Raw genomic sequence first — 24,234 nt, forward strand, 5'->3', positions numbered from 1 at the left:
AAATCAACGGATTGTTCCGGGGCTGCTGCACGCGGCAGGATCGGGGCGTGGCGGACGAGGCGGCGGGAGCGGTTCCAGCAGAGCTCGGGAGCAGGTTCTCGAGCGCCGCGCTCGCCCACGACGTCGAGTTCCTGGCCGTCAAGGCCTTCGCCGCGGGCACCCGGCGCCTCAACCACCGGCTGCGGCCCCTGGAGCTGCGGGCGCGCTCGTACGCGGTGCTGTCCACGGCGTGCGAGCCCCAGCCGCTGACCCAGCGCGAGCTGGCGACGCTGCTCGAGCTGGACCCGAGCCAGGTGGTGGCGCTCGTCGACGAGCTGGTGGCGCGCGGCCTGGTGGTGAGGGTCACCGACGAGCGCGACCGCCGGCGGCGCCTCGTGCAGGCGTCGCCGGAGGGCCGCGCGGTGCACGCGCGGGCGAGCGAGCTGGCCGCGGCCGCCGAGGACTCCTCCCTGGCGACGCTGTCCCCCGACGAGCGCGAGGCCCTGCGCGCCCTGCTGCGGAAGCTGGTCTTCGGCCCCGACCCCGCTCCGTGATCGTCGGCGCCGTGATCATGGGCGCTGTGCACGGCCGGGCGGCCGTGGGCAGACTGGGGCGATGACGTCGAGCACCGCCGCTCCGGCCACCACCGAGGTCGTCCCCTTCCACGCCGACCACGTCGGCAGCCTCCTGCGCCCGCCAGCGCTGCGGCGGGCCCGCGAGCAGCGCGCCGCCGGCGAGATCACCGCCGAGCAGCTGCGGGAGGTGGAGGACGCCGCCATCCGCGACGTCGTGCGCCGCCAGGCCGAGCTGGGGCTGCGCGTGGTGACCGACGGAGAGCTGCGCCGCCACTACTGGCACGAGGACTTCATCCTCTCCCTGGGCGGGGTGGAGGTGAAGGAGGCGTTCACGCGGCAGTTCCACACGCTCGACGGCGAGCCCATCGACGTGCCGCTCACCCGGGTCAAGGCCACCGCGCCGGTGCACCTGGAGCAGACGGTCTTCGCCGACCACCTGGCCTTCCTGCAGCAGGCCGCGGCCGAGGTCGGGGCTGCGTCAGGCTTCGAGCAGACCCCCAAGCTGACCATGCCGTCGCCCAACCAGGTCCACAACACCTTCATCCCGCTCGACGGCACCGAGGCCTACGGCGAGGGCGGTCCGGGCACCGAGGCCGACGCGAGGCTGCGCGCCGACATCGCCGCCGCCTACGCCGAGCAGCTGCGGCGCCTGCACGCGCAGGGCCTGCGGTACGCGCAGCTGGACGACGTGTCGCTGACGTTCTTCGGAGACCCCAAGGGCGAGGGCCTCGCGGAGAGCCGGCTGCCGGCGTTCATCGACCTGTTCAACGCCGCCATCGCCGACCGCCCGGCCGACCTCAAGGTCGCCACCCACCTGTGCCGCGGCAACTACCGCTCCTCGTGGGCGCAGACCGGCGGCTACGAGCAGATCGCCGACAGGCTCTTCAACACCCTCGGTGTGGACGGCTACTTCCTCGAGTTCGACGACGAGCGGTCGGGCTCCCTCGACGTCCTGCGCTTCCTGCCGCCGGGCAAGCGCGTGGTGCTGGGCCTGGTCACCACCAAGGTGCCGGCCCTGGAGGACGAGGACGCCCTGGTGCGCCGCATCGAGGAGGCCGCGACGTTCGCGCCGCTGGAGCAGCTGGCGCTCAGCGGGCAGTGCGGCTTCAGCTCCACCGAGGAGGGCAACGACCTCACGGAGGACGAGCAGTGGCGCAAGCTGGAGCTCATCGTCCGGGTGGCGCAGCGCGTCTGGGGCTGACCCCGGCGCCCCCCGTCGGCAGCCCCCCCTCGCCGGCACGGGGTGGCCCTGTGCCAGTGCTGCTGGCGCAGGGCCACCCCGTGCCAGTCCGGGAGTGGCGCAGATCCACCCAGCGGTGGCCGATCGCCCATGATCACGGCGAGGGCGGAGCTCCGAGGTGGCGCTCGAGGCGGGGGTAGACCCGGCGGGCGTTGTGCTCGTAGACGTCGGCGCGCTGGGCGTCGGTGAGGCGGGCCGCCTCGACGTAGCGCCTGGTGTCGTCGAAGTGGTGCCCGGTGCGCGGGTCGACGCCGCGCACCGCGCCCACCATCTCGGACCCGAACAGCACGTTCGCCGTCGGCACGACGTCGAGCAGCAGGTCGACGCCAGACTGGTGGTAGACGCAGGTGTCGAACAGGACGTTGCCCATCAGCGCCTCCTCCACGGGAGGCCGTCCCAGCACGTCTGCGAGCCCCCGGAACCGCCCCCAGTGGTAGGGCACTGCTCCCCCGCCGTGCGGGATGACGAGCCGCAGGGTCGGGAAGTCGCGGAACAGGTCCGACTGCAGCAGCTGCATGAAGACGGTGGTGTCGGCGTTGAGGTAGTGCGACCCGGTGGCGTGCAGCGCGGGGTTGGTCACCGCCGAGACGTGCACCATCGCGGGCACGTCCAGCTCGCACAGCGCCTCGTACAGCGGGTACCAGGACCTGTCGCCCAGCGGCGGTGACGTCCAGGCGCCACCGCTGGGGTCGGGGTTGAGGTTCGCCCCGACGAAGCCCAGCTCCTCCACGCATCGCCGCAGCTCCGGCACGGACGCCGCCGGCGGCGCTGCGGGCGACTGCGGCAGCTGGCAGGCGCCGGCGAACCGCCCAGGGAACAGCCCGACCACCCGGGCGACGAGGTCGTTGCAGACCTCGCTCCAGGCCTCGCTGGTCCGCTGGTCGCCGAGGTGGTGCCCCATGGTGGAGGCGCGGGGGGAGAACAGCGTGACGTCGACGCCGCGCTCGTCCATGAGGCGCAGCTGGCTCGCCTCGACGGCCCCGCGGACGTCGTCGTCGGAAACCTCGGGGTAGGGCGCGGGCTGATCCCCGGCCTCGCGGGCCCGCAGCAGCTCCGCGTGCCAGTCCGCGTGGGCCTGCGGCGCGGTGGTGAAGTGCCCGTGGCAGTCGATGATCATCAGGGGGTCACTGCTGGCGGAGCCACTCGTCGTGGGTGACGTACTCGATGCCGAGGTCGGCGACCTTGCCCCGCATGCCGTACACGTCCAGCCCGAGGCGCCCCTCCTGGAACGCCGCGCGGTTGGTCGCCTCCTTCTCCTCCCTGGCCGCTGCCGCGGCGAGCACCGCGGCCACGTCACCCCGGGGGACGACGACGACGCCGTCGTCGTCCCCGACCACCACGTCCCCGGGGTGCACGACCTGCCCGCCGAGGACGACGGGCGTGTTCACCGACCCGGGCGTCGCCTTGACCGTGCCCTGGGCGCTGACGGCGCGCGACCAGGCGGGGAAGCCCATCTGCTGGAGCTCCGCGACGTCGCGGACGCCGGTGTCGAGCACCACGCCCCGGACCCCGCGCCGCGCGAGCGCCGTGGCGAACAGCTCTCCGAAGAGCCCGTCGGTGGACGGCGAGGTGGTGGCCACCACCAGCACGTCGCCCTCGCGGCACTGCTCGACAGCCACGTGGATCATGAGGTTGTCACCGGGCCAGCACAGCGCCGTGACGGCCGTGCCGCCGATCCGCGCCCCCGGCCACGCCGGCCGGTGCTGCGGCCCGAGGTAGCCGCGCCGGCCCTGGGCCTCGTGCACGGTGGCGGTGCCGAAGCGCCCCAGGGCGGCGGCGTCCTCGACGTCGGCGCGCGGCGGGTCCGTGACCACGACCGTCCTGCTCATGCCTGCACCTCTCCTGCACCTGTCCCCGCACGGGGTGGCGGCAGCGGGCAGCGCCGCCCACCGCCGACCGTAGGCCCCTGCCCCGGGGGGCCGCGTGCGTCATCCGTCGCGGTGGTCACGGGCAGCAGCGGCGGGGCGCCGTCGTCATGCGCCGGTTCCCGGCCGCTGCGGCCGTCCGTAGCGTCCGCGGCGACGGCTCCCTCACCGACGAAAGGACGCCGACCATGACCCGCGAGACCTCCGGCTCCCTCGCAGACGCGCTGGCCCGCGCGGGCGACCCCGTGCAGCTGCTGCGCAACCTCCAGAGCCGGGCGACCACGTTCCCCGTGCAGCCGGAGTTCACCAACTGGCGCTCCGAGCAGCACGCCTGGACCACCACGTGCGCCCTGCTGGACCAGTCCCACCACATGACCGACCTGTTCGTCTCCGGCCCCGACGCGCAGCGCCTGCTCAGCGACCTCGCGGTCAACTCCTTCGCGGGGTTCGGCGTGGGGAAGGCCAAGCAGTTCATCGCCGTCAGCCCCGAGGGGCTGCTCATCGGCGACGCGATCCTCTTCCACCTCGAGGAGGAGCTCTTCGACCTCGTGGGGCACCCCTTCGTGCTGGACTGGGTGCAGTTCCACCTCGAGCGCGGTGACTACGACGCGAAGGCCCAGCGCGACGACAACTCCGCCGTGCGCGCCTCCGGCCCGCCGCAGCTGTACCGCTACGAGCTGCAGGGCCCCACGGCCCTCGCCGTGGTCGAGGCCGCCAGCGGCGCGCCCGTGCCCGAGGTGAGGTTCTTCGGCACCACCCAGCTGACCGTCGCCGGGCACCGCGTCACCGCCCTGCGCCACGGCATGGCGGGCCAGCCCGGCTTCGAGCTGTTCGGCCCCTGGGCCGACGGCGCCGACGTGCTGGCCGCGCTGCTCGAGGCGGGCGAGGCGCACGGCCTGGTGCGCGCGGGAGCGCGGGCGTACTCCACGGCCAACCTCGAGTCGGGCTGGGTGCCGGCGCCGTTCCCGGCGGTCTTCTCCGACCACCCGCTCATGGCGGAGTACCGGGCGTGGCTGCCCGCGGCGAAGGTCGGGTCCGTCGGCGGCAGCTTCACCGCCGACGACGTGACCGCGTACTCCCTGGACCCGTACGAGGTCGGCTACGGGCGCAGCGTGAAGTTCGACCACGAGTTCATCGGGCGCGAGGCGCTGGAGCGGCGCGCGGCCGAGACCACCCGCACCAAGGTGACCCTCGTGTGGGACGCCGCCGACGTCGCCGACGCCATCGGGTCGCTGTTCCGCCCCGGGCCCGGCGCCAAGCACGTCGAGCTGCCCAAGGCGCGGTACGCCACCCACCACGTCGACGCGGTGCTGCACGACGGCGCCCCGGTCGGGGTGTCCCTGGACTGCGGCTACCTCGCCAACGAGCGGGCGTTCGTCAGCCTGGCCGTCGTCGACGTCGCCCACGCCGAGCCGGGCACGCGCGTGGACGTGCTCTGGGGCGAGTCCCCGAACTCCACCAAGCCGCAGGTGGAGCCCCACGAGCAGCGCACCGTCCGGGCCACCGTGGCGCCGGCGCCCTTCGTGCAGTTCGCCCGCGAGAGCTACCGCGCGCGCTGACCTGACCGCGGCGGGGGGTGCTGGGCCGCGGAGCGCGGTCCGGCACCCTCCGCCGCTGGTCAGTACGCGGCGTGGGAGAGGTCGAGCGCTCCGCCGTCGACCGGCAGCACGGCACCGGTGACGAACGACGACGCCGCGGACGCCAGGAACAGCACCGGCCCGCGGACCTCGTCGGGCAGGCCCATGCGTCCGAGGGGGATGGTGTCGGCCCACGCCTGCTCGAGCTCGGGGCTCAGCTCGGCCTCGCCGCCGATGCGCGTGCCCTTGATGGGTCCCGGGGCGAGCGCGTTGACGCGGATGCCGCGGGGCGCCAGCTCGAGGGCCAGCTGGCGCACGAGGTTGACCTGCGCCGCCTTGGTGGCCGTGTAGCCGTACCCGACGAAGGGGTCCGAGCGCAGCCCCGCGGTGGACGACGTGACGATGATCCGCCCGCCGTCGCCCATCACGCGCGAGGCCTCGCGCAGCGTGTTGAACGTCGACGTGAGGTTGTTGGCCAGGGTCGACTGCCACTCGGCGTCGGAGACCGCGGCGATCCGCCCCTCCTCGGTGCGGTAGCTCGGCCCGCCCGCCACACCCGCGTTGGCCATGACGACGTCGAGCCGGCCGTGCTCGGCCACGACCCCGTCCACCGCGGCGCGCACCCAGGCCGGGTCCGACGCGTCCCCCAGCACGGTGCTGGCGGAGCCCCCGGCCGCCGCGATCCCCTCGGCCACCGCGCGGGTGCGCTCGGGGTGGCGCCCGTGGACCACCACGTGCGCACCGGCCAGCGCCAGCCCCTCGGCGGCGGCCCGGCCGATCCCGGACGAGGAGCCGGTCACCAGCGCCACCTGGCCCGACAGGTCGAAGAGGTGCGTCAGGTCGTCCACGGGTGGTCCGTCCCCTCGGAGGTCTGCTGGTCGAGCGGGGGCGCCGGTGGCCTGGGGGGCGGACCCCCGCCACCCGCGGCTGGACGGGGTGCGCGGGGGCCCGCGGTCAGGGGGCGCTCAGGCGGTGGCCGGGGCGCGGTTGTCGAAGAGGGCCACGGCCGCGGCGGTGTTGGACGCCGGCACGAAGTAGTGCGAGTGCACCTTGGTGACCTCGGCGCGCATGGCGCCGCGCATCACCAACCACATGATCATCTCGATGCCCTCGGAGCCTGCCTCGCGGACGTAGTCCTGCCGCGACAGGGCCGTGAGGCGCTCCGGGTCGGTCTCGACCGCCTCCATGAACATGGCGTCGAACTCGGGGTTGATGAACCCCGCGCGGGCGCCCGCCAGCTGGTGCGACATGCCGCCGGTGCCGAGCACGCCGACCTTGAGGTCCTGCGGGAAGCTCGCGATGGCCCGGCCCAGCGCCTGCCCCAGCGCGTAGCAGCGCGCGGCCGTGGGCTGCGGGTACTGGATGACGTTGACGAGGATCGGCACCACCGGGCACGGCCACGCCTCGCCCGGGTCCGGCGTCCACACCGACAGCGGCACGGTCAGCCCGTGGTCGACGTCCAGCTCCTGGAACACCGTGAGGTCGAAGCCCTCGTCGACCAGGCTCTCCAGCAGGTGCAGCGACAGCTCGGGGTGACCGACGACGTCGGGCACGGGCCGCTTGCCGAAGCCCTCGTCCGCCACGTCGTAGTGGTCGGACGTGCCGATCGCGAACGTGGGGACGACGTCGAGGTCGATGCCGTTGGCGTGGTCGTTGTAGATGACGATGGCGACGTCGGGCCGGTGCTCGGCCAGCCAGGCCCGCGCCGGCGCGTAGCCGTCGAAGAGGTCCTTCCAGCTGGCGTCCTCGGTCTTGCCGCGGTCCATGGCCGCCCCGATCGACGGCACGTGCGAGGTCGCCAGACCCCAGATGACCTCAGCCACGTCGTCCTCCTGCACGCAGGGCCGCCAGGAACTCCTCCTCGGAGGTGCCGGTGAAGACGCCCCCCAGGTACTGCATCGAGCGGCCGTCCATCATCGCCAGCTTGTACACGTAGAAGATGCTCCCGCCGAGGTCGATCATGGCCTGCCAGTCGCGGTCGAGGACCGCCCGCTGCTGCTCGGCGGACAGCCCGAACGAGGCGCAGTAGCCGGCCTCGTCGGCGGTGAAGCGCTCGCGCGCCTCGGCGGTGCGCAGGCTCATGAACATCTTGTTCATGCGGATGCCGCGCCGGCTGGTGGCGCCGTCGAAGATCGGCGTCCCGGGCACGTCGACCCGGCCGCCTCCCGTCGGCGCCCCGGCCGTCGGGCTGCTCACGACCGCTCCTGCGGGTGCGTCGCCAGCGCCTCGACGGTGACGTCCAGCCAGGGCGCCGCCGGCAGCGACGCCAGCGCGTCGTGCAGGGCGGTGGCGTCCGGGGCCTCGTAGAGGCCGATGGTCGCCGTGCGCCCGGGCACGCGCCAGAGCCGCTTGAGGGTCCCGGCCTCCCGCAGCTCGACCGCGCGGGCTCGCTCGGCGGTGCGGATGCGCTCGCGCACCTCCGGCGGGGTCTCGGGGGGCATGCGGTTCTCGGACCGCACGAGGAACTCCACGGGCCTCTCCTGTCGTCGTCGGCAGTCGGTCTGGTGGTCGGGGTGGTCGGGGGGCTCAGGACGACGACGCGCGCGTCGTCCCGCGCGGTGCCGCGGCCAGCTCGAGCAGCGCGTCGGCCAGCGCCTGCGGCGCGGTGACCATCGCCTCGTGCCCGGTGGCGAGCTGCCGCACGGGCCAGCCGCGGGCGCGGGCGCGGTCGGCCTGCCCGGCGAAGACGCCCATCCAGTCGGTGCACTCGACGAACGCGGCGGGCACGGCGTCCACGGCGCCCGTGAGCGACAGCGCGTCGGTGTAGGTGCGCCACGGGTGGGGCGTGAGCCGCGGGGTGAGCCAGGCGACGTCGGCGGGGTCGGTGACGCCGAGCACCTCCAGCGACCGCACCGGCACGAGCCACCCGAAGCCGAGCTCGGCGGCGGACTCGGCCCAGTGGTGCTCGACGCGCTCGGGCAGCAGCGCCCGGGCGGACTCGCCGTGGTCGCCGACGAAGGCGTCGAGGTGCACGCGCAGCGACACGAGGTCGGGGCGGCGGTCGGCCGCGGCGGTCACCACCTGGCCGGCGTAGCTGTGCCCGACGAGCACGACGTCGGGGTCCTGGGACCTGTCGAGCACGTCGAGCACGCGCACGACGTCCTCGACGTGCGCCTCCAGCCCGACCTGCGGCGAGAGCAGGTGCGCGCGCTCGGACAGGCCCGTGAGCGTCGGGGCCACCACGTGGTGGCCGGCGGCGCGCAGGTGCGGGGCCACGCGGTCCCAGCACCAGCCGCCGTGCCAGGCGCCGTGGACCAGGACGAACGTGCTCACCGACTGCTCCTCCCGTCGCGGGTGGGTGGCGGCGGGTGCGGGCTCCGTCGCCGCAGCCCACGCTAGGCGGGCCGCGGCCGGCGGGCCACGGGCCGCGGTCGCGCCGGCCACCGCCGCAGCGGCCGGGCGGCGTACGTCATCCGTCCCGGGCCGGGGGCTCCCGAGCCGGCTCACCGCGGGCTGACGAGGCCCTCCCTGACGGCGAGGAGCGCGGCCTGGGTGCGCGAGGCCAGGCCCATCTTGGCCAGCAGGTGGCTCACGTGGGTGCGTGCGGTCCGCTCGCTGATGACCAGCTGGTCGGCGATCTCCTGGTTGGAGCGCCCCTCGGCCACCAGCACGAGCACCTCCCGCTCCCGCGCGGTGAGCGCGCCGAGGCCCACGCGCGGCGCGCGCATCTCCTGCGTGAGGCGCCGGGTGACCGCGGCGTCGAGGAAGACCTCGTCGCGCACGGCGGCGCGCAGCGCGGCCTCCACCTCCGCGGGACCGGCGTCCTTGAGCAGGTAGCCGGACGCGCCGCGCTCCAGCGCGGCGTGTACGCGCTCGGTCTCCCCGAAGCTGGTGAGGATCACCACCTTGACCCCGGGGAAGCGGCGCACCACCTCCTCGGTGGCGGCCACGCCGTCCAGGCGCGGCATCTGCAGGTCCATGAGGACGACGTCGGGCAGCTCGCTGAGCACGGCCTGCTGCGCCAGGCGCTCGAGGGCGGCGCGGCCGTCCTCGGCCTCCCCCACCACCTCCACGTCCTCCAGGGCGTCGAGGTAGGCGACCACGCCGCGGCGCACCACGGCGTGGTCGTCGACGACGAGCACCGTGATCGTGCTGCCGGTGCCGCCCGCGCCGCCCGTGCTGCCGGCGCCGCTCACCGCCGGTCCTCCCCGCGCACCACGGGCACCACCAGGCGGACCCGGGTGCCCCCGCCGTCCTCAGCCACCACGTCGACCTCTCCTCCCCAGCGGTGCGCGCGCTCGCGCATCGCCGTCATGCCGTACCCGCCGGAGCTCGCGCGGCTCCCCGGCTGCCCGCCGGCCGCTGCGGCGCCCGGCCCCGCCGCTGCGTCGTGCCTCGCGCCGCGCCCGTCGTCCACCACGTCCACCACCACGCGCGGCCCCGTGGCCGTGGCGCCGACCACCACCGCCACGTCGAGGCGGCTCGCCCCGGCGTGCTTCACGGTGTTGTGCACCGCCTCGCTGGCCACGCGGTAGACGTCCTCGGCCAGCTCGACGTCCAGCGCCGGGAGGTCGCCCCCGGCGTCGTCGATGGTGAGGTCGCAGGCCAGGGCGCTGCGCGCGGCGGTGGCCTCCAGCAGGGAGCGCAGCGCCGTCCCGAGGCTCGTGCCGGACGGCACCGCCGGGCGCAGCTCCACCACCATGCCGCGCAGGTCGGCGAGGGCGTCCTCGGCGGCGCCGCTCAGCTCTCCGGCGATGGTGGCGAGCCTCTCGGCCGAGGGCGGCAGGCCCCGCCGCGCGAGCACGCCGAGGGAGCCGGCCTGCATCATGATCGAGAAGACCTGCTGCACCACGGAGTCGTGGAGGTCGCGCGCCAGCTTCTGCCGCTCCTCGCGGCGGGCCTCGTCCATCCGCCGCTGGAACAGCTCGGCGTGGTCGACGGCCACGGCGGCCTGGTCGGCCATGGCCAGCAGGAAGCCGAGCTCGGCCTCCCCCACCTCCTGGCCGGGCGCGAAGAAGGCGTTGAGCACGCCGACCGCGCCGCCGCGGATGCGCAGCGGCACGCTGGCGAAGGCGTCCCAGGGGGTGGCGCTCATGTAGTCGTGCAGGGGCTCCCAGGCCGGGTCGCCCATGATCGCGTCGAAGCGGTGCTGCAGCACCCGCGGGACGCCGCTGCGCAGCGACTCGACCATCTCCAGGCGCGCGCCCCGCGCCTGGCACTCCAGGAGCCTGTCGAAGAAGTCGGGGATGCGGCTGAAGCCGGCGGTGCCCAGCACGTGCAGGCGCGCGCCGGCCGGGGTGGCGAGCAGCACCTGCACCCCCGCGAGCGCCGCGGCCTGCTGCGCCTCCTCGGCGAGGGCCTCCAGGGTGCTGGCGAGGGAGCGCTCGGCGGTGACGCTGAACGCGGCCCGGGCCATCGCGGCCAGCCGCCGCTCCTGCCGCCGGGCCTCGCTGACGTCGCGGAAGGCGACGACGCGCTGGTCGGTGCCGGGCACCGGGGCGGTGGTGCAGGCGAAGGCGCGCTGCTCGCCGTCGGGCCTGGTCCACTCGACCACCACCTCCCCCGCCTCCGCAGCGCCGTCGGCGGCGAACGGGGCGGGCCTGCCGACCAGGTCGGCGGCGGGTGCGCCGCACAGGCGGGAGGCCGCGGCGTTCGCGGCCACGAAGCGACCGGCACCGTCGACGACGGCCAGGCCCTGGGGGCTGTGGGCGACGGCGACGGCGCCCCACTCCTCCGGCTCCACGTCCGTGCCTCCGCGCTCCGGCCGCGGGCGTGCTGCCGGCGGCGCTGTCCGGACCGATGGTGGCACCCGGCCAGGATCGACCACGACGTCCTCCCGGGTGTACGACGAACGTCTCGCCGTGCGCGGCCGGTCGACCGAGGCGCCACCGGGGGCGGCGTCCGTAGCGTCGCCGCGGAGGTGTTCACCGATGAGCAGCGCGACCCCGACGGCCCTGGCCGTCTCCCCCCTCACGACCCCCGGCCCCGCCGGCGCCGGCGGCCGGGACGCCCCGGCCGGCCCGGCGGACCGGGCCCGGCTCCTGGTGACCTGCCGCGACCAGCCGGGGATCGTCGGCGCCGTCGGCACGTTCCTGGCCCGCGCGGGCGCCAACGTCCACTCCCTCGCCCAGCACTCCACCGCCCCCGAGGGCGGCACGTTCTTCCAGCGCACCGAGTTCCGCCTGCCGGGCCTGGCCGCGGCCCGCGCCCAGCTGGAGGCCGACTTCACCGAGCAGGTCGCGAGGCCGTACGGGATGGACTTCACCCTGCACGAGGAGCGCCACCCCAAGCGCGTGGCGGTCCTGGTCTCCAAGACCGACCACTGCGTGCTCGACCTGCTGTGGCGCAACCGCCGCGGCGAGCTGCCCATGACCGTGGCGATGGTGATCTCCAACCACCCCGACCTCGCCGACGACGTGCGCAGCTTCGGCGTGCCGTTCTTCCACGTCCCCGCCACCCGGGACAACCGCGAGCAGGCCGAGGAGCGGATGCTGGAGCTGCTGCGCGGCAACGTCGACCTCGTGGTGCTGGCCCGCTACATGCAGATCATCACCCCCGCCTTCCTGGACGGCGTCGGCTGCCCGCTGATCAACATCCACCACTCGTTCCTGCCGGCCTTCATCGGCGCGGCGCCGTACGCCAAGGCCAAGGGGCGCGGGGTGAAGCTGGTGGGCGCCACCGCCCACTACGTCACGGCAGACCTCGACGAGGGCCCGATCATCGAGCAGGACGTCGTCCGCGTCGGCCACCAGCACACCGCGGCCGACCTGGCCCGCCTGGGCGCCGACGTGGAGCGCGCGGTGCTCTCGCGGGCGGTGCGGTGGCACCTGGAGGACCGGGTGGCCCGTCACGGGAACACCACGGTCGTGCTCTGAGGGGTGACGACGTGACGGCACAGTTGATCGACGGCACGACGGCGGCCCGTGAGCTGCGGACGGAGGTGGCCGACGGCGTCAGGGCCTTCGTCGCTGACGGCGGCCGACCTTCGGGGCTCGCGACCGTGCTGGTGGGTGACGACGCCGCCTCCCAGGTGTACGTGCGCAGCAAGCAGCGCGCGTGCGTGGAGGCCGGCATGGTCGACCACCACCGGCACCTGCCGGGAGACGTCACGCAGGAGCAGGCGGGTGCCGTCCTGGACGAACTGGCCGCAGACCCGGAAGTCTCCGGAGTCCTCCCGCAGCTGCCGCTGCCGGCCCACCTCGACGCTGATGCTCTGCTGGCGCGGATCCCCGCCCTCAAGGACGTCGACGGGCTGACCACCGAGAGCGCCGGGCTGCTCGCCCAGGGACGCGCTGGGCGGCAGCCCTGCACCCCAGCCGGTGTCGTGCACCTGCTCGACCGCACCGGCGTGCAACTGCGCGGCGCGGAGGCCGTGGTGGTCGGTAGGTCGGTGCTGGTCGGGCGTCCGATGGCTCAGCTGCTCCTCCAGCGCGATGCGACCGTCACGCTGTGCCACTCCCGCACGCGCGACCTGGAGGAGGTCTGCCGCCGCGCCGACGTGCTCGTGGTGGCAGCCGGCATCCCCGGTCTCGTGGGCGCCGACGCCGTGAAGCCCGGGGCGGTCGTCGTCGACGTGGGCATCCACCGCGTCGAGGGTGGTCTGACCGGCGACGTCGACGGCCAGACCGCCGCGTCCGTGGCCGGGTGGCTGACCCCGGTGCCCGGCGGCGTCGGGCCGATGACCATCGCCGTGCTGCTGGCGAACACGCTGCAAGCGGCCCGCCTCCAGCGCGCCGCCCACGCGGGGTGAGCGCCGTGCCCGCGGACCTGCTGGTCACCGACAGGCCCGGGGTCGACCTGGAGGCCGCGACCACAGCAGCCGCCGCGTTCCTGCAGGCCCTGGGAGTCGACACCGACCGGCCCGGACTGGACCGCACCCCCGAGCGCATGGCCCGCGCCTACGCCGAGCTGTTCGACGCCGGCCCGGTGGAGCTGACCACCTTCCCGAACGAGGAGGCGTACGACGAGGTGGTGCTGGCCCGGGGCATCCCCTTCCGGTCGGTCTGCGAGCACCACCTCCTGCCGTTCGTGGGGGTGGCGCACGTGGGGTACCTGCCCGGGGAGCGGATCGTGGGCCTGTCCAAGCTGGCTCGGGTGGTGGAGCACCTCGCCGCCGGCCCACAGGTGCAGGAGCGGCTCACCAGCCAGGTGGCTCGGCTGCTGCAGGATCGGCTCCGGCCGCGCGGCGTCGGCGTCGTCCTGGACGCCGAGCACCTCTGCATGAGCGTGCGCGGCGTCCGCGCCACCGGGGCCCGTACCCGCACCTCGGCACTGCTGGGGCGGATGCGTTCCGACGCCCGTACCCGGGCAGAGTTCCTCGCCCTGACGGGGACGGGGGCAGCATGAGCCGTGTGGACGACGACCCCGGCACGACCTCGCCGTCCGCGGAGGGCCCCCGCTCCAGCGTGGTGACCGGGGGTGGTCGCGGGCTGGGACGCGCGATCGCCGAACGGCTCCAGCGCGACGGGCACCGCGTGGCGGTGCTCGACGTCGAGGTGGGCGCCCCCCTGCCCGGTGCGCTGCTCCTGCCCTGCGACGTCACCGAGCCCGACGCGGTGATGGCGGCGGTCGCGGCCGTCGTCGACGCTCACGGCGGGCTGGACGTGCTCGTCAACGGTGCGGGGCTCATCTCTCCGCGCACGTCGTACCGGGAGAGCACCAAGGAGGAGCTGGTCCGCTACCTCACGACCAACGCGGTGAGCTGCGCGCTGACCGTGCAGGCCGCCCACGACCACCTCGTGGCCAGCGGCCGGGGCGCGGTGGTGAACATCGCCTCGCGGACGTTCTTCACCGGGAGCCCCGGGCAGCTCGGGTACGTGGCGAGCAAGGGCGCGGTCCTCGGCATCACCCGCGTGCTGGCCCGAGAGCTGGGCCCGCAGGGGGTGACGGTGAACGCTGCGGTGCCCGGACAGGTCGCCACCCCCGGTACGCGGGAGCACCTGTCCGACGCCGACTTCAACCGCACGATGGCGCAGCAGGCCATCCCCCGCCGTGGGCAGCCGCACGACCTCGCCGGGCTGGTGTCGTTCCTGGCCGGAGACGACGCCCGGATGATCACCGGCCAGACGGTCGTGTGCGACGGTGGCGGGCTGATGCACTGAGGCGGCCTCGACCGCGATAGCAGCTGGTCACTCACGCCCGCACGCCGCACACGCGGGACGTGCGGCGATGGGTCGGCCGACCGGCGCCGCCGCAGCAGCGAGGTCACGGTACTGACGCGGGCTCATCCCGAACTGCTCTCGGAAGAGCCTGCTGAAGTGCGACGCCCGAGGCAGCCCGACGGCGATGGCGACCTGCTGGATGGTCGGACCACCCTGCACCTGGCTCGAGGTCAGGAGGTCTCGCGCCCGGTCGAGCCTGGTGCGCTTGAGCCACTCCGCGGGGGTGGTGCCTTCGTCGTGGAAGACCGAGAACAGGTAGCGCTCAGAGATCGGAAGCGCAGCAGCGACCTGAGCAGGCGTGAGGTCTCCGTCGGCGAGGTGCTCGAGCATGAAGCGCCGTGCTCCCGCGAGGATCGACGCTCGGGAGGTGACGATGACCTGCGCCTGACCGCCCCTTTCCAGCACCGCCGCAGTCGCGAGGTCGACGGCGTTCCGCGCCGCGGCGTGCGCCACGCCGTCGTTCCGGTCAGTCACCATGAGCCGCAGAGCGCTCAATGTCGCCGCTGCGGTCGCTGCGAGCCCCCCTCGTCCCCCGACGGGAAGCGCCGTGCGCTTGATCACGGCATCGAGCTGAGACCCGGCCCATCCGTGAGGGACCTGCACGAGGGTCAGGTCGCTGGTCGTTCGCAGCTCGGCCCCATAGGCCTGGGCCGCGTCGATCACGGTGAAGTCGCCTCGGTGACGCAGCTCTGCCACGCGATCGCCCTGCGTGACGCACACGTTCCCGTCCTGCAGGACGAAGAGCACCAGTGCCTCACTGGGCGACCGCCGGGCGAGCGTCCCCGATCGGACGACGCGGTACGGCTGCGAGACGACCCGGTCGACGGCGAGCCCGCCGACCACGACCCGGTCCATCCGTGCGGAGAAGCCGGCGCGGTCGAGTCCCTCCCCAGACGACCCGTGCATGTCGTAGAAGTGATGACGGACGGTCTCCCCCCAGAAGGCGAGCTGCTTCGCCTTGGCAACGCCATGGGTCGTCACGCTGAACACCAGCCGCGCTCCTTCGCTCCGCCTGGTCGACCGGCCCTCGAGGCCGGTCGTCGCTGACGAGCCTCCCACGCCCGCGCGCGGGCGACGTCCACGGTCCGTCCCCCGACAGCGCGACGAATGACTCATCGCGACCGGAGGTGGGCCGAGAGCGAGTGCACTGACGTGACAGCAGCAGTGCAGCGTGCGTGAAGACGTCCGAGGCCGCCCTGCCTACCGTCGCTGGCCTGGCGACCGGGGAAGGAGCCACGAGGGCATGGGACCTGAGAGTCGCACTGGCGCGACGACACCCAGTGACATCAGCGGCTGCACCATCGAGATCGACACCGGAGGGACCTTCACCGACGGCTACGTGACCGCGGGCGACCGGGTCGTCACGGCGAAGGTCGACACCACTCCCTACGACCTCTCGACGGGCGTGCTGGCCTGCATCGACAGGGCCGCGGAGCGGCTGGGGGTGACCCGCGCTGATCTGCTGCGGGCCACCGACGCGTTCCGGCTGTCCACGACCGTCGGCACGAACACCCTCATCAACCGCTCCGGGCCGGCTGTGGGACTCCTCCTGAGCCAGGGGACCGAGCACGTCGTCGACGAGCTCAGCCCGAACCTCCCGCTGAGCAGGGACCTCGTCGCCGGCGTCGCTGACGCGGCCGACCGGGCCACCACGCAGGCCGCAGTGCGGCGCCTGCTCGAACGCGGAGCGCGCGTGCTGGTCATCGCACTCCTGGGCGGCCCCGACCTCGCCGGGCGGGAGAGCGCCGTCCGCGGTCTCATCGCCGAGTCCTACCCGCGCCACTACCTGGGTGCGGTGCCCGTGCTCCCGTCCCACCAGGTCACGCCGGTGCACGACGAGCGCCTGCGGATCCAGACCGCCGTGCTGTCCGCCTACCTGCACCCCGTCATGAGCACCTTCCTCTACCGCGTCGAGGACGCACTGCGCGCTGACGGGTACACCCGTCCGCTGCAGGTCGCCGACGCGAGCGGCGGAACCTCGCGCGTCGCCAAGACCTCGGCCCTGCGCACCTGGGGATCCGGCCCGGCCGGCGGTGTCGCCGCCAGCACGGCGCTCGCCGTGGAGCTCGACACCCCAGTCGCTGTCGGGTTCGACGTCGGCGGCACGAGCACCGACGTCTCCGTCGCCGTCGACGGCCGGTGGACCTACGAGGTGCAGCCAGCCATCGAGGGCATCGACGTCGCGCTCCCGGCGCTGTCCCTGGTCTCCGCACCGATCGGCGGGGGCACGGTGGCCCGGATCGTCGAGGGCGCGCTCGTCCTCGGACCCGACAGTGCAGGCGCCCAGCCAGGGCCCGCTTGCTTCGGCCTCGGCGGTGAGGACGTCACAGTCACCGACGCGGTGTGCCACCTGGGCCTCTTCGACCCCGACAACTTCCTCGGCGGGCGGAAGAAGCTCGACGTCGAGGCTTCCCGCCGGGTCCTGGAACGGCTCGCGCAGGAGGTGGGCTCCGACGCCGAAGCCCTCGCCACGCAGATCGTCGAGAAGGCGGGGCAGCTGATCGCCTCAGCCATCGCCGTCCAGCTCCAGGACGCGGGCGTGGACGCCGACGCCACGCTCTTCGCGACCGGCGGAGCTGGAGGCATGCTCGCTGGCTTCATCCACATCGCAGCTCCGGCCACCGAGACCATCGCCTTCCCCATGAGTCCGGTCTTCAGCGCCTTCGGGCTCTCGCGACTGGACATCCGTCACGCCTACGAGGCGCCGGCAGACTCACCGACGCTCGACGCTGACCTCGAGGCGCTCCGACTGCGCGCCCACGCGGACATGCGGTCCGAGGGCTTCTCCCCCGAGCAGGTCCAGTTCTCGGAGGAGACCGAGGTGGTCGACGCCGCGGGCCGGGTCCGGGTCGTCTCGGGACGGCTGGACCAGCCCGAGCCCGGTGAGTCCCCCCGGCTGGTCCGACTGACCGCCTCGACCAGCAGCCGGCGAGCGCGGTTCCCCCAGGCGGGCGTCGGAGGTGATGCACCGGTGAGCACGCGGCTCGTGCAGTGGCCCGGTGGCCCGCAGAAGACACCCGTCTACGACTGGGCCGGGCTGCCGGTCGGGAGCAGCCTTCCCGGCCCGGCCGTCCTCGAGACCGACGAGACGACGGTGGCCGTGCCACCGGGCTTCACAGTGCGCATCGGGTCCATGGGAGAGGCGAGGTTGACGGCATGAAGATCCAGATCACGGAGAACCTCGACGTCGACGTCGAGGCGCGCCAGTGGTGCTGCCACCACTGCGGAACCTCGCTCGGCTCCGCGGACACCAACTACAAGCAGGGCTGCCTCGTGGCGGCGAGGGAGCCGGACGAGGTCTGGCAGCCGCACGTCGACGAGCAGGTCACCTTCAGCTACCACCGCGACTGGTGCCGCCTCGTGGAGTTCTACTGCCCCGGCTGCCAGTGGCTGGTCGAGGTGGAGGTCCTCCCTCCCGGCCACCCCATCACCCATGACATCGAGCTGGACCTCGACCAGCTCACCGGCCCCGTGGAAGGAGCACGCTGATGGGCGCGACGATGGACGTCGACATCGGCGGCACCTTCACCGACTGCCTCGTCACCCTCGACGACGGGCGCACCGCCGCCATTAAGACCCCGACGACGAAGCACCGCCTCGCCGCCGGGTTCATGAAGACCGTCCAGCAGGCGGCCAGCCAGTTCGAGATGAGCGTCGAGGAGCTGCTGGGCCGCACCGACGTGGTCCGCTACTCGACGACCGTCGCCATGAACACCCTGATCCAGCGCAACGGCCCCAAGCTCGCGCTCATCACGACGGCTGGCCACGAGGACGTCCTGCGCATCGCCCGGGCCGCGTCCTGGACCGACTCCACGCTCCCCAAGGAGATCCGCAACGTCGCGCAGATCGACAAGCCCGAGCCGCTCGTCGAGCGCTCCCTCGTGGTCGGCGCTCGCGAACGCGTGGACTGCTTCGGTCGGGTCGTCCAGCCGCTGGCCGAGGAGCACTTCCTGCTCCAGCTGCGCGACCTCGTCGACCAGGGCGTCCGGGGCTTCGTCGTGTCGCTGCTGTTCGGGTACCAGAACCCGGTGCACGAGCGGCGCATCCGCGAGCTCATCGAGTCGGAGTACCCCGAGGGCCTGCTCGGCGCCATGCCGATCATGCTCGCCAGCGAGGTGCTGCCGAAGCGGTGGGAGTACACCCGCACCAACACCACCCTCCTCAACGCCTACCTCCACCAGGCGATGTGGGAGGAGCTGGCGGGGATGAACGACGACCTTCGCGCCCGCGGCTACCAGCGCGGGATCATGATGGTCCACAACACCGGCGGCATGGCCGAGGTCTACCAGACGGCAGCCGTCGAGACGTTCAACGGCGGCCCCGTCGCAGGACTCATCGGCGGAGCTGCCATCGGGCGCAAGCTGGGGCACCCCAACGTCATCGTCGGTGACATGGGCGGCACCAGCTTCGACCTGGGTGTCGTCGTGGACGGGTCCACGCGGACCTACGAGTTCCGTCCCGTGATCGACCAGTTCTGGGTGGACATGACCATCCTCCAGACGCGCTCCATCGGCGCCGGCGGCGGATCGATCGCCTGGGTCAACACCGCCGTCGGCAACCGCCTCGAGGTGGGGCCGCGCGGTGCAGGATCCCTGCCCGGTCCGGCCGCCTACGGCCTCGGCGGCAAGGAACCGACCGTCACAGACGCTGACCTGGTCCTCGGGCTCATCGATCCCACGGGCTACTTCGGCGGCAGCCTCAAGCTCCGACCGGCCCTGGCCGAGGAGGCGATCCGAAAGCACATCGCCGAACCGCTCGGGATCAGCGTGGTCGAGGCCGCTCTGCGCATCCGCCGCATCGTGGACGCGAACATGGCTGACGTCATCGCGCGGGAGACCCTCCTGCGCGGCTACGACCCTCGCAAGTTCGTTCTGATGGCCTTCGGTGGAGCGGGCCCGACGCACTGCACGGGCTTCGCGGGCCACCTCGGAATCTCCAAGATCTACGTGCTGCCGACCTCGCCGGTGTTCTGCGCGTGGGGCTCCTCGACGATGCCCGTGGTGCACATCTACCAGCTGTCGCGCAGGCTCGATCTGCTGGAGCCGGTGAGCCAGAAGCTGCTGGCCGACTTCGAGTCCTTCAACAGCGCTGTCGCAGAGCTGCGCTCTCAAGCCGAGCGAGACCTTCGTGCGGAAGGCTACGACCCGGTCGACGCCGTGCTCACGCTGGAGCTCGACATCAAGTTCGGTGGGCAGTTCCACCTCCACCGCGCCTCCTCGCCGGTGCTGGAGATCACCAGCGACGACGACGTCAAGGCGGTGTACGAGCGCTTCGCGCAGGAGTACGCGGAGGTCTTCAGCCCGCTCAACGTCTTCCCCGAAGGGGGCGTCGAGATCCACAACTTCGTCCTCAGAGCGCAGACCGCTCCCCCGGACTGGGAACTGCCGACGCACCCGCTCGAAGGGCGTGACGCCGCAGCCGCGCTCAAGGGCAGCCGCACCGTGCACTGGCCGGACGGAGAAGCCCAGACACCGGTCTACGCCCAGGACCTCCTGCGCGCTGGCAACGCGGTCCCAGGGCCGTGCATCGTCGAGGCCCCGTACACCACCGTCGTCGTCGAGCCGGGCTACTCCCTCGAGGTCGACCAGCACCTGAACTTCGTCATCACGGCCGACAGGCAGGGGGAGTCATGACCGTCCAGACGCACGAGGTCGACGAACACCTCAGGGTCACGCCGATCACCATCAGCCCCTCGACGATGATCGAGTGGACCAAGCCCGAACCCCTCTCACCCCTGGTGCGCCGGTGCGTCGAGTCCCTGGAGCCCGGCGACTACGAGATCTACGACGAGAAGCTCCGCAACTTCCTGGAGGAGGCGCGAGAGGTCTTCGTCCGCAGCGGTGTCACCGGCATGCTGCGTGCCGGAGACCTCATCGTGGCCGTCTACACGGCGAACGGCGACCTCGCCAACGCATCAGCGGGCACGTACCTGCACTGCGTCACAGCGGTGCTGCCCGTCAAGTTCGTCATGCACAAGTACTTCACCAACCCTTCGGTGGGGGTGCGCGACGGCGACATCTTCTACGCGAACGAAGCTCGCTACGGGGGCATCCACAACCCCGACCAGATGGCCTTCATGCCCGTCTTCCACGAGGGTGAGCTCATCGCCTGGGTCGCCGCCCTCACGCACAACCCAGAGACCGGTGCCATCGAGCCCGGCGGCATGCCGGTCATGGCCCGCTCCCGTCACGACGAGGGCATGAAGCTCACCCCCATCAAGGTGGGTGAGGACTTCCGGATCCGCGACGACATGCTCGACATGATGGCCAACTTCACGTCGCGCGCTCCGCGCATGCAGGCCATCGACGTCCGCGCCCGAATCACCGGCGCAGACCGACTCCGGCGGCGCATCGTCGAACTGGCCGCTGACCGCGGCAACGACTTCGTGCGCGGGCTCCTGGCCAAGCTGATCATCGAGGCCGAGGACGCGACGCGCCGACGCATCAGCCGCTGGCGCGACGGCGTCTACCGCTCCTCCGCCTTCATCGACACGATCGGGCCGAAGTCCGTCCTGGTCCGCGGAACGCTGGCTGCGACCAAGCAGGGTTCGGAGATCACCTTCGACTTCACCGGGACCTCACCGGAGAACGACGGTCCCTACAACTGCTTCCCGCACATCGTCGCCGCCCATGCGGCGGTGACGATGTACGCGTTCCAGTTCCACGACCTGCCGGTGTCCAACGGAGCTCTTGCGCCTTTCAACTGGGTCGTACCAGAAGGCACGATCTTCAACGCGAACCCCGACGCGGCCATCAGCTCCAGCCCGATGGTGAACTCCCTGACGGTCTCGGTGGTGCAGCAGGTCTTCGCCCGGATGATGTTCTCCAGCGAGGACCGCGACCAGGTCACAGGCAACATCTGCTGTCAGCCGTGCGCTCCGCTGGTGGCCGGTCCCAACCAGTACGGAGTTCCCCTGGCGGAGGTCGACAGCGCCATCCTCAACACCGACGGCCACGGTGCCCGAGGAGACCGGGACGGCGTGGACGCCTACGGCTTCGCGTACGGCCACGCCACTCGTGCTCCGGACACCGAGGACACCGAGCTGGAACAGCAGTTCCTGCGGCTCTACTTCCGCCTGCGCGCCGACAGCGCCGGCGCGGGGACGCACCGCGGTGGCATGGGCACCGAAACCGCCCTGTGCATCTGGAACGTGCCGTTCGCGGTGTGGACGGTCTACGCGATGAGCAGCTACCTGCCGGTCACGCTGGGCGTGTTCGGTGGCTACCCGGCAGCTTCAGCACCGGGCATCAGCGTCCACGGGACGGACGTGCTGGAGAAGCTGCGCCGCGGTGACGCAGACATCCCCCGCGACTCGGTGGAGCTCGCGACCCGCAAGGCCATCTCCGGGGACTACGTCTTCGAACACAGCAACCGACCCGTCCGCCCTGCGCTCGAAGGCGACATCATCGTCGCGACCACCGGCGGCGGCGGGGGCTACGGAGACCCCCTGGCACGCGACCCCGAACTCGTCGCCAGGGACCTGCGCGACCAGGCGGTCACGGAGTGGACCGCCTGCCACGTGCACCACGTGGTGGTCGACCCGCAGACCTTCGCGGTGGACGAGAACGCCACCAACGCCGAGCGGGAGAAGGCTCGGGAGCAGAGGCGTTCCCGGGGGAAGTCCTGGGACGAGTTCCACGCGGACTGGGAGCAGCTGAAGCCGCCGGAGCCTGTGCTGGAGTACTTCGGCTCGTGGCCCGAGGGCGTGCGGGAGACCCCGCTGGCGCGGTTCTGATGGCCGACCTGGAGTCCCTGCTGGCAGCCAGCGGTGACAGGAAGCTCCTCGCCCCACTGGTCTTCTGGCACGCAGCGAGCCTGGAGCAGCTGAGCCGGTCCGCGGTGCTCAGCGATCCCGATGCTGCATCGCGAGCGCTCTCCTCGGCCCAGCGCCTCTACGGACTCGACGTCGTCGCGGCTGCGCCGGCCGACGCCGTGGCGTGGGCGGTGCGCGGCGCCGCAGCACCCGGGGCGCCGCTGGCCGCCTCTGCGGCCGAGCACCCCGGCCGTCCCCTCTGCCAGCTCCCCGACCTCGATGCCCTCGAGTCCTCGAAGGCCGTGGCCCACCTGGAGGCGATCGTCACCCGCCTTCGGACCCTCCTCGCCGGCAGGGCCAAGACGGCTGTGGTCGTGCCGACCGGGGCAGCACTCGCAGCCTCGCTGGGCCCCACCGTCGACGAGGACTGGGCCGAGGACGCCGTGGGCTCTGTGCTTCGCGCCATCGGTGCGGCGCAGCCCGAGGTCGTCTTCAGGGTGGGTCCCGGCGAGCGCGGCCAGCTCGTCGCGGGCCTGTGCGACTACTTCGACATCGCCCTGGTGGAGTCGACCGGAGAGGAGTCGGAGCACCTGGCCTCCCCCACCGCGGAGGAGTTCTTGACCGGGCTGGGTGCTGGAGCGCGCCTGGTCACCACGAGCGACGAAGTGCCCGCCGGTGCTTCACCGCAGTCCGTTCGCCGGGTCGTCGAGGACCTGCGCACGGGAGGAGCGTCATGACGTCGACAGGCCGCCTCTGGTTCGCCGAGGAGGGCGAGGACTGGGCTGTCATCCAGGGGCGACGGGCGCAGCAGCTGCCCGGCTTCCTGCGCCAGCTGCGCGACCGCTCCGCCCTGTACGCGGATCGCCTCAGCGGTCGTGACCCCGCAGCCGCGGGCTCGCTCGAGGGCCTGGCCGGGCTGCCCTTCACCACGAAGGACGACCTGCGCGACGGTCAGGCGGAGCCTGCGGAGGACCAGGTCCTCGGGCTCCAGCAGGCTGTTCCCACGTCGGCCATCGAGCAGGTCATCTCCTCGTCGGGCACGACGGGCAACCCGGTCTACTTCGGGCTGACGCGGCGAGACCGGGAGACCTGGACCGAGGCCATCGGTGCCTTCTACGCCACCGCCGGGATCGGTCCGGGTTCGGTCGCCGGTCTGTCGACGGGCATGCCCATCGTCGCCGGCGGTGTGCCCTACGCGGACGGGATCCGGAACGCGGGAGGCGCCCTGGTCTGGTTCGGCGGTCAGACCACTCCTCGGATGGTCACCACGATCGAACGGCTCCGGGTCAACACGCTCGTGGCCACAGCGTCTTTCGTGACCATGTTCGCAGAGAAGATCGAGGAAGTCCTGGGCCATCCGGCCCGCGAGCTGGGCGTGCGGACCATCATCTCCGGCGGTGAGCCCGGCATGGGGCTCCCCGACGTCCGGGCGGCAGTCATGGAGAAGTGGGGCGCCGAGAGGATCAGCGAGGTCATGGGCCTGGGCGATGTGATGCCCGGGCTGTGGGCCGAGTGCGAGGCCGGGACCGGCATGCACTTCACCGCGGTCCGTGACGTCCTCGTGGAGCTCATCGACCCGGCGACTGGAGACCAGCTCCCCTGGGAGACGGGGGCTGAGGGCGAGCTCGTCTACACGACCATCCGGAGGGAGGCGACCCCCGTCCTGCGGTTCAGGTCGCGGGACCACGTCGTCATCACCGGCATGGAGTGCTCCTGCGGCCGGAAGACGCCCAAGATCCGCTGCATCGGCCGCACCGATGACATGTTGATCTACAAGGCCATGAACGTCTTCCCGACGGCGCTGCGCGAGGTGGCGCTCGGCGCGGCGCCCGGCGAGGTGCACGAGGTGGTGAAGGTGCGCAAGGAGAGCGCCGACCAGGTGCGCTTCGACGAGGCCATCCCGCTGCAGGTCCAACCCCTCGGACCGCTCGACGAAGCCCAGGAGTCCTCGTTGCGCCAGCGCATCGAGGCAGCCGTGCGCGAGCGGCTCCGCGTCCGGGTCGCCGTCGAGCTGGTGGAGCCCGGCACCTTCACCATCACGGGCGACAAGAACTCGCTCGTCACGACCGGTCCTCCGGTCGCGCCCCGCCCGGGAGCACAGGTGCACGCCGACGAACGACGAACGACGAGGAGTGGGAGCTGAC

General features: G+C 72.9%; 23 protein-coding genes. 13 read left to right on the forward strand and 10 right to left on the reverse strand.

Features of this window, described 5'->3' with window-relative positions:
• The first annotated feature begins 47 nt into the window (after positions 1 to 47).
• Both BXY45_RS07395 and BXY45_RS07400 read left to right on the forward strand, forming a co-directional pair.
• On the forward strand, positions 48 to 533 hold the full coding sequence (locus BXY45_RS07395) for a MarR family winged helix-turn-helix transcriptional regulator (protein WP_170131364.1): 486 nt from the start codon (positions 48 to 50) through the stop codon (positions 531 to 533).
• A gap of 61 nt (positions 534 to 594) precedes the next feature.
• Positions 595 to 1,755, forward strand: coding sequence for a 5-methyltetrahydropteroyltriglutamate--homocysteine S-methyltransferase (locus BXY45_RS07400; RefSeq protein ID WP_109773691.1), 1,161 nt, complete (start codon positions 595 to 597; stop codon positions 1,753 to 1,755).
• A 133-nt stretch (positions 1,756 to 1,888) separates the two neighbouring features.
• Here BXY45_RS07400 and BXY45_RS07405 read toward each other — a convergent pair whose 3' ends face one another.
• Together BXY45_RS07405 and BXY45_RS07410 are read right to left on the reverse strand one after the other, a co-directional pair.
• Complete coding sequence (locus tag BXY45_RS07405; RefSeq protein WP_109773692.1) at positions 1,889 to 2,911, reverse strand: amidohydrolase family protein; 1,023 nt, start codon at positions 2,909 to 2,911, stop codon at positions 1,889 to 1,891.
• Between the two features lie 7 nt (positions 2,912 to 2,918).
• Positions 2,919 to 3,623 carry a 4-carboxy-4-hydroxy-2-oxoadipate aldolase/oxaloacetate decarboxylase gene (locus tag BXY45_RS07410; RefSeq protein WP_109773693.1) on the reverse strand — a complete coding sequence of 235 codons (705 nt, stop codon included), beginning with the start codon at positions 3,621 to 3,623 and terminating at the stop codon, positions 2,919 to 2,921.
• A 224-nt stretch (positions 3,624 to 3,847) separates the two neighbouring features.
• Between BXY45_RS07410 and BXY45_RS07415 the strand changes: the two genes are divergently transcribed.
• Positions 3,848 to 5,218 carry an aminomethyltransferase family protein gene (locus BXY45_RS07415; protein ID WP_109773776.1) on the forward strand — a complete coding sequence of 457 codons (1,371 nt, stop codon included), beginning with the start codon at positions 3,848 to 3,850 and terminating at the stop codon, positions 5,216 to 5,218.
• Between the two features lie 59 nt (positions 5,219 to 5,277).
• Here BXY45_RS07415 and BXY45_RS07420 read toward each other — a convergent pair whose 3' ends face one another.
• The 7 genes from BXY45_RS07420 to BXY45_RS07450 all read right to left on the reverse strand — a co-directional run bounded on the left by BXY45_RS07420 (position 5,278) and on the right by BXY45_RS07450 (position 10,919).
• On the reverse strand, positions 5,278 to 6,084 hold the full coding sequence (locus BXY45_RS07420) for an SDR family NAD(P)-dependent oxidoreductase (protein WP_109773694.1): 807 nt from the start codon (positions 6,082 to 6,084) through the stop codon (positions 5,278 to 5,280).
• Positions 6,085 to 6,201: 117 nt separating this feature from the next.
• Complete coding sequence (locus BXY45_RS07425) at positions 6,202 to 7,059, reverse strand: class III extradiol dioxygenase subunit beta (RefSeq protein ID WP_109773777.1); 858 nt, start codon at positions 7,057 to 7,059, stop codon at positions 6,202 to 6,204.
• Positions 7,052 to 7,333, reverse strand: a complete 282-nt coding sequence (locus tag BXY45_RS07430; RefSeq protein ID WP_109773778.1) for a protocatechuate 3,4-dioxygenase — start codon at positions 7,331 to 7,333, stop codon at positions 7,052 to 7,054. Before BXY45_RS07430 ends, BXY45_RS07425 begins: the two co-directional genes overlap by 8 nt.
• A 95-nt stretch (positions 7,334 to 7,428) precedes the next feature.
• Positions 7,429 to 7,707 (reverse strand): muconolactone Delta-isomerase family protein, encoded by a 279-nt coding sequence (locus BXY45_RS07435; protein ID WP_109773695.1) that lies wholly within the window; start codon positions 7,705 to 7,707, stop codon positions 7,429 to 7,431.
• A 55-nt stretch (positions 7,708 to 7,762) separates the two neighbouring features.
• Positions 7,763 to 8,509: an alpha/beta hydrolase gene (locus tag BXY45_RS07440; RefSeq protein WP_109773696.1), complete on the reverse strand. Its 747-nt coding sequence runs from the start codon at positions 8,507 to 8,509 to the stop codon at positions 7,763 to 7,765.
• Between the two features lie 170 nt (positions 8,510 to 8,679).
• Positions 8,680 to 9,372, reverse strand: a complete 693-nt coding sequence (locus tag BXY45_RS07445; RefSeq protein ID WP_245961688.1) for a response regulator — start codon at positions 9,370 to 9,372, stop codon at positions 8,680 to 8,682.
• A complete protein-coding gene (locus tag BXY45_RS07450) occupies positions 9,369 to 10,919 on the reverse strand; it encodes a histidine kinase (RefSeq protein ID WP_170131365.1) in 1,551 nt (516 codons plus the stop codon). Before BXY45_RS07450 ends, BXY45_RS07445 begins: the two co-directional genes overlap by 4 nt.
• A gap of 187 nt (positions 10,920 to 11,106) precedes the next feature.
• Between BXY45_RS07450 and purU the strand changes: the two genes are divergently transcribed.
• From purU to BXY45_RS07470, 4 genes are read left to right on the forward strand one after another with little or no spacing between them, the layout of a single operon-like run.
• A complete protein-coding gene (gene purU / locus BXY45_RS07455; protein WP_109773698.1) occupies positions 11,107 to 12,051 on the forward strand; it encodes a formyltetrahydrofolate deformylase in 945 nt (314 codons plus the stop codon).
• A gap of 11 nt (positions 12,052 to 12,062) precedes the next feature.
• A complete protein-coding gene (locus BXY45_RS07460; protein WP_109773699.1) occupies positions 12,063 to 12,926 on the forward strand; it encodes a bifunctional 5,10-methylenetetrahydrofolate dehydrogenase/5,10-methenyltetrahydrofolate cyclohydrolase in 864 nt (287 codons plus the stop codon).
• Positions 12,923 to 13,522, forward strand: a complete 600-nt coding sequence (gene folE / locus BXY45_RS07465) for a GTP cyclohydrolase I FolE (protein WP_109773700.1) — start codon at positions 12,923 to 12,925, stop codon at positions 13,520 to 13,522. Before BXY45_RS07460 ends, folE begins: the two co-directional genes overlap by 4 nt.
• Positions 13,519 to 14,277: an SDR family NAD(P)-dependent oxidoreductase gene (locus BXY45_RS07470; protein WP_109773701.1), complete on the forward strand. Its 759-nt coding sequence runs from the start codon at positions 13,519 to 13,521 to the stop codon at positions 14,275 to 14,277. Before folE ends, BXY45_RS07470 begins: the two co-directional genes overlap by 4 nt.
• Before the next feature lie 27 nt (positions 14,278 to 14,304).
• On the opposite strand, the gene BXY45_RS07475 is transcribed toward BXY45_RS07470, so the two are convergent.
• Complete coding sequence (locus BXY45_RS07475; RefSeq protein WP_170131366.1) at positions 14,305 to 15,327, reverse strand: AraC family transcriptional regulator; 1,023 nt, start codon at positions 15,325 to 15,327, stop codon at positions 14,305 to 14,307.
• Between the two features lie 253 nt (positions 15,328 to 15,580).
• Between BXY45_RS07475 and BXY45_RS07480 the strand changes: the two genes are divergently transcribed.
• Genes BXY45_RS07480 through BXY45_RS07505 form a run of 6 tightly spaced genes read left to right on the forward strand, consistent with a single transcriptional unit; the run spans position 15,581 to position 24,233 of the window.
• Positions 15,581 to 17,497 (forward strand): hydantoinase/oxoprolinase family protein, encoded by a 1,917-nt coding sequence (locus tag BXY45_RS07480; protein WP_109773703.1) that lies wholly within the window; start codon positions 15,581 to 15,583, stop codon positions 17,495 to 17,497.
• Positions 17,494 to 17,826: an acetone carboxylase subunit gamma gene (locus BXY45_RS07485; RefSeq protein ID WP_109773704.1), complete on the forward strand. Its 333-nt coding sequence runs from the start codon at positions 17,494 to 17,496 to the stop codon at positions 17,824 to 17,826. Before BXY45_RS07480 ends, BXY45_RS07485 begins: the two co-directional genes overlap by 4 nt.
• Positions 17,826 to 19,970 carry a hydantoinase/oxoprolinase family protein gene (locus BXY45_RS07490; RefSeq protein WP_109773705.1) on the forward strand — a complete coding sequence of 715 codons (2,145 nt, stop codon included), beginning with the start codon at positions 17,826 to 17,828 and terminating at the stop codon, positions 19,968 to 19,970. The genes BXY45_RS07485 and BXY45_RS07490 overlap by 1 nt, the downstream gene beginning before the upstream one ends.
• On the forward strand, positions 19,967 to 22,072 hold the full coding sequence (locus tag BXY45_RS07495) for a hydantoinase B/oxoprolinase family protein (protein WP_109773706.1): 2,106 nt from the start codon (positions 19,967 to 19,969) through the stop codon (positions 22,070 to 22,072). The genes BXY45_RS07490 and BXY45_RS07495 overlap by 4 nt, the downstream gene beginning before the upstream one ends.
• Positions 22,072 to 22,827, forward strand: a complete 756-nt coding sequence (locus tag BXY45_RS07500) for a hypothetical protein (RefSeq protein WP_146211123.1) — start codon at positions 22,072 to 22,074, stop codon at positions 22,825 to 22,827. Before BXY45_RS07495 ends, BXY45_RS07500 begins: the two co-directional genes overlap by 1 nt.
• Positions 22,824 to 24,233, forward strand: a complete 1,410-nt coding sequence (locus BXY45_RS07505) for a phenylacetate--CoA ligase family protein (protein WP_109773708.1) — start codon at positions 22,824 to 22,826, stop codon at positions 24,231 to 24,233. The genes BXY45_RS07500 and BXY45_RS07505 overlap by 4 nt, the downstream gene beginning before the upstream one ends.
• The last annotated feature ends 1 nt before the right edge of the window (position 24,234 follow it).

The sequence above is a fragment of the Quadrisphaera granulorum genome (assembly GCF_003149145.1).
Lineage (GTDB): Bacteria > Actinomycetota > Actinomycetes > Actinomycetales > Quadrisphaeraceae > Quadrisphaera > Quadrisphaera granulorum.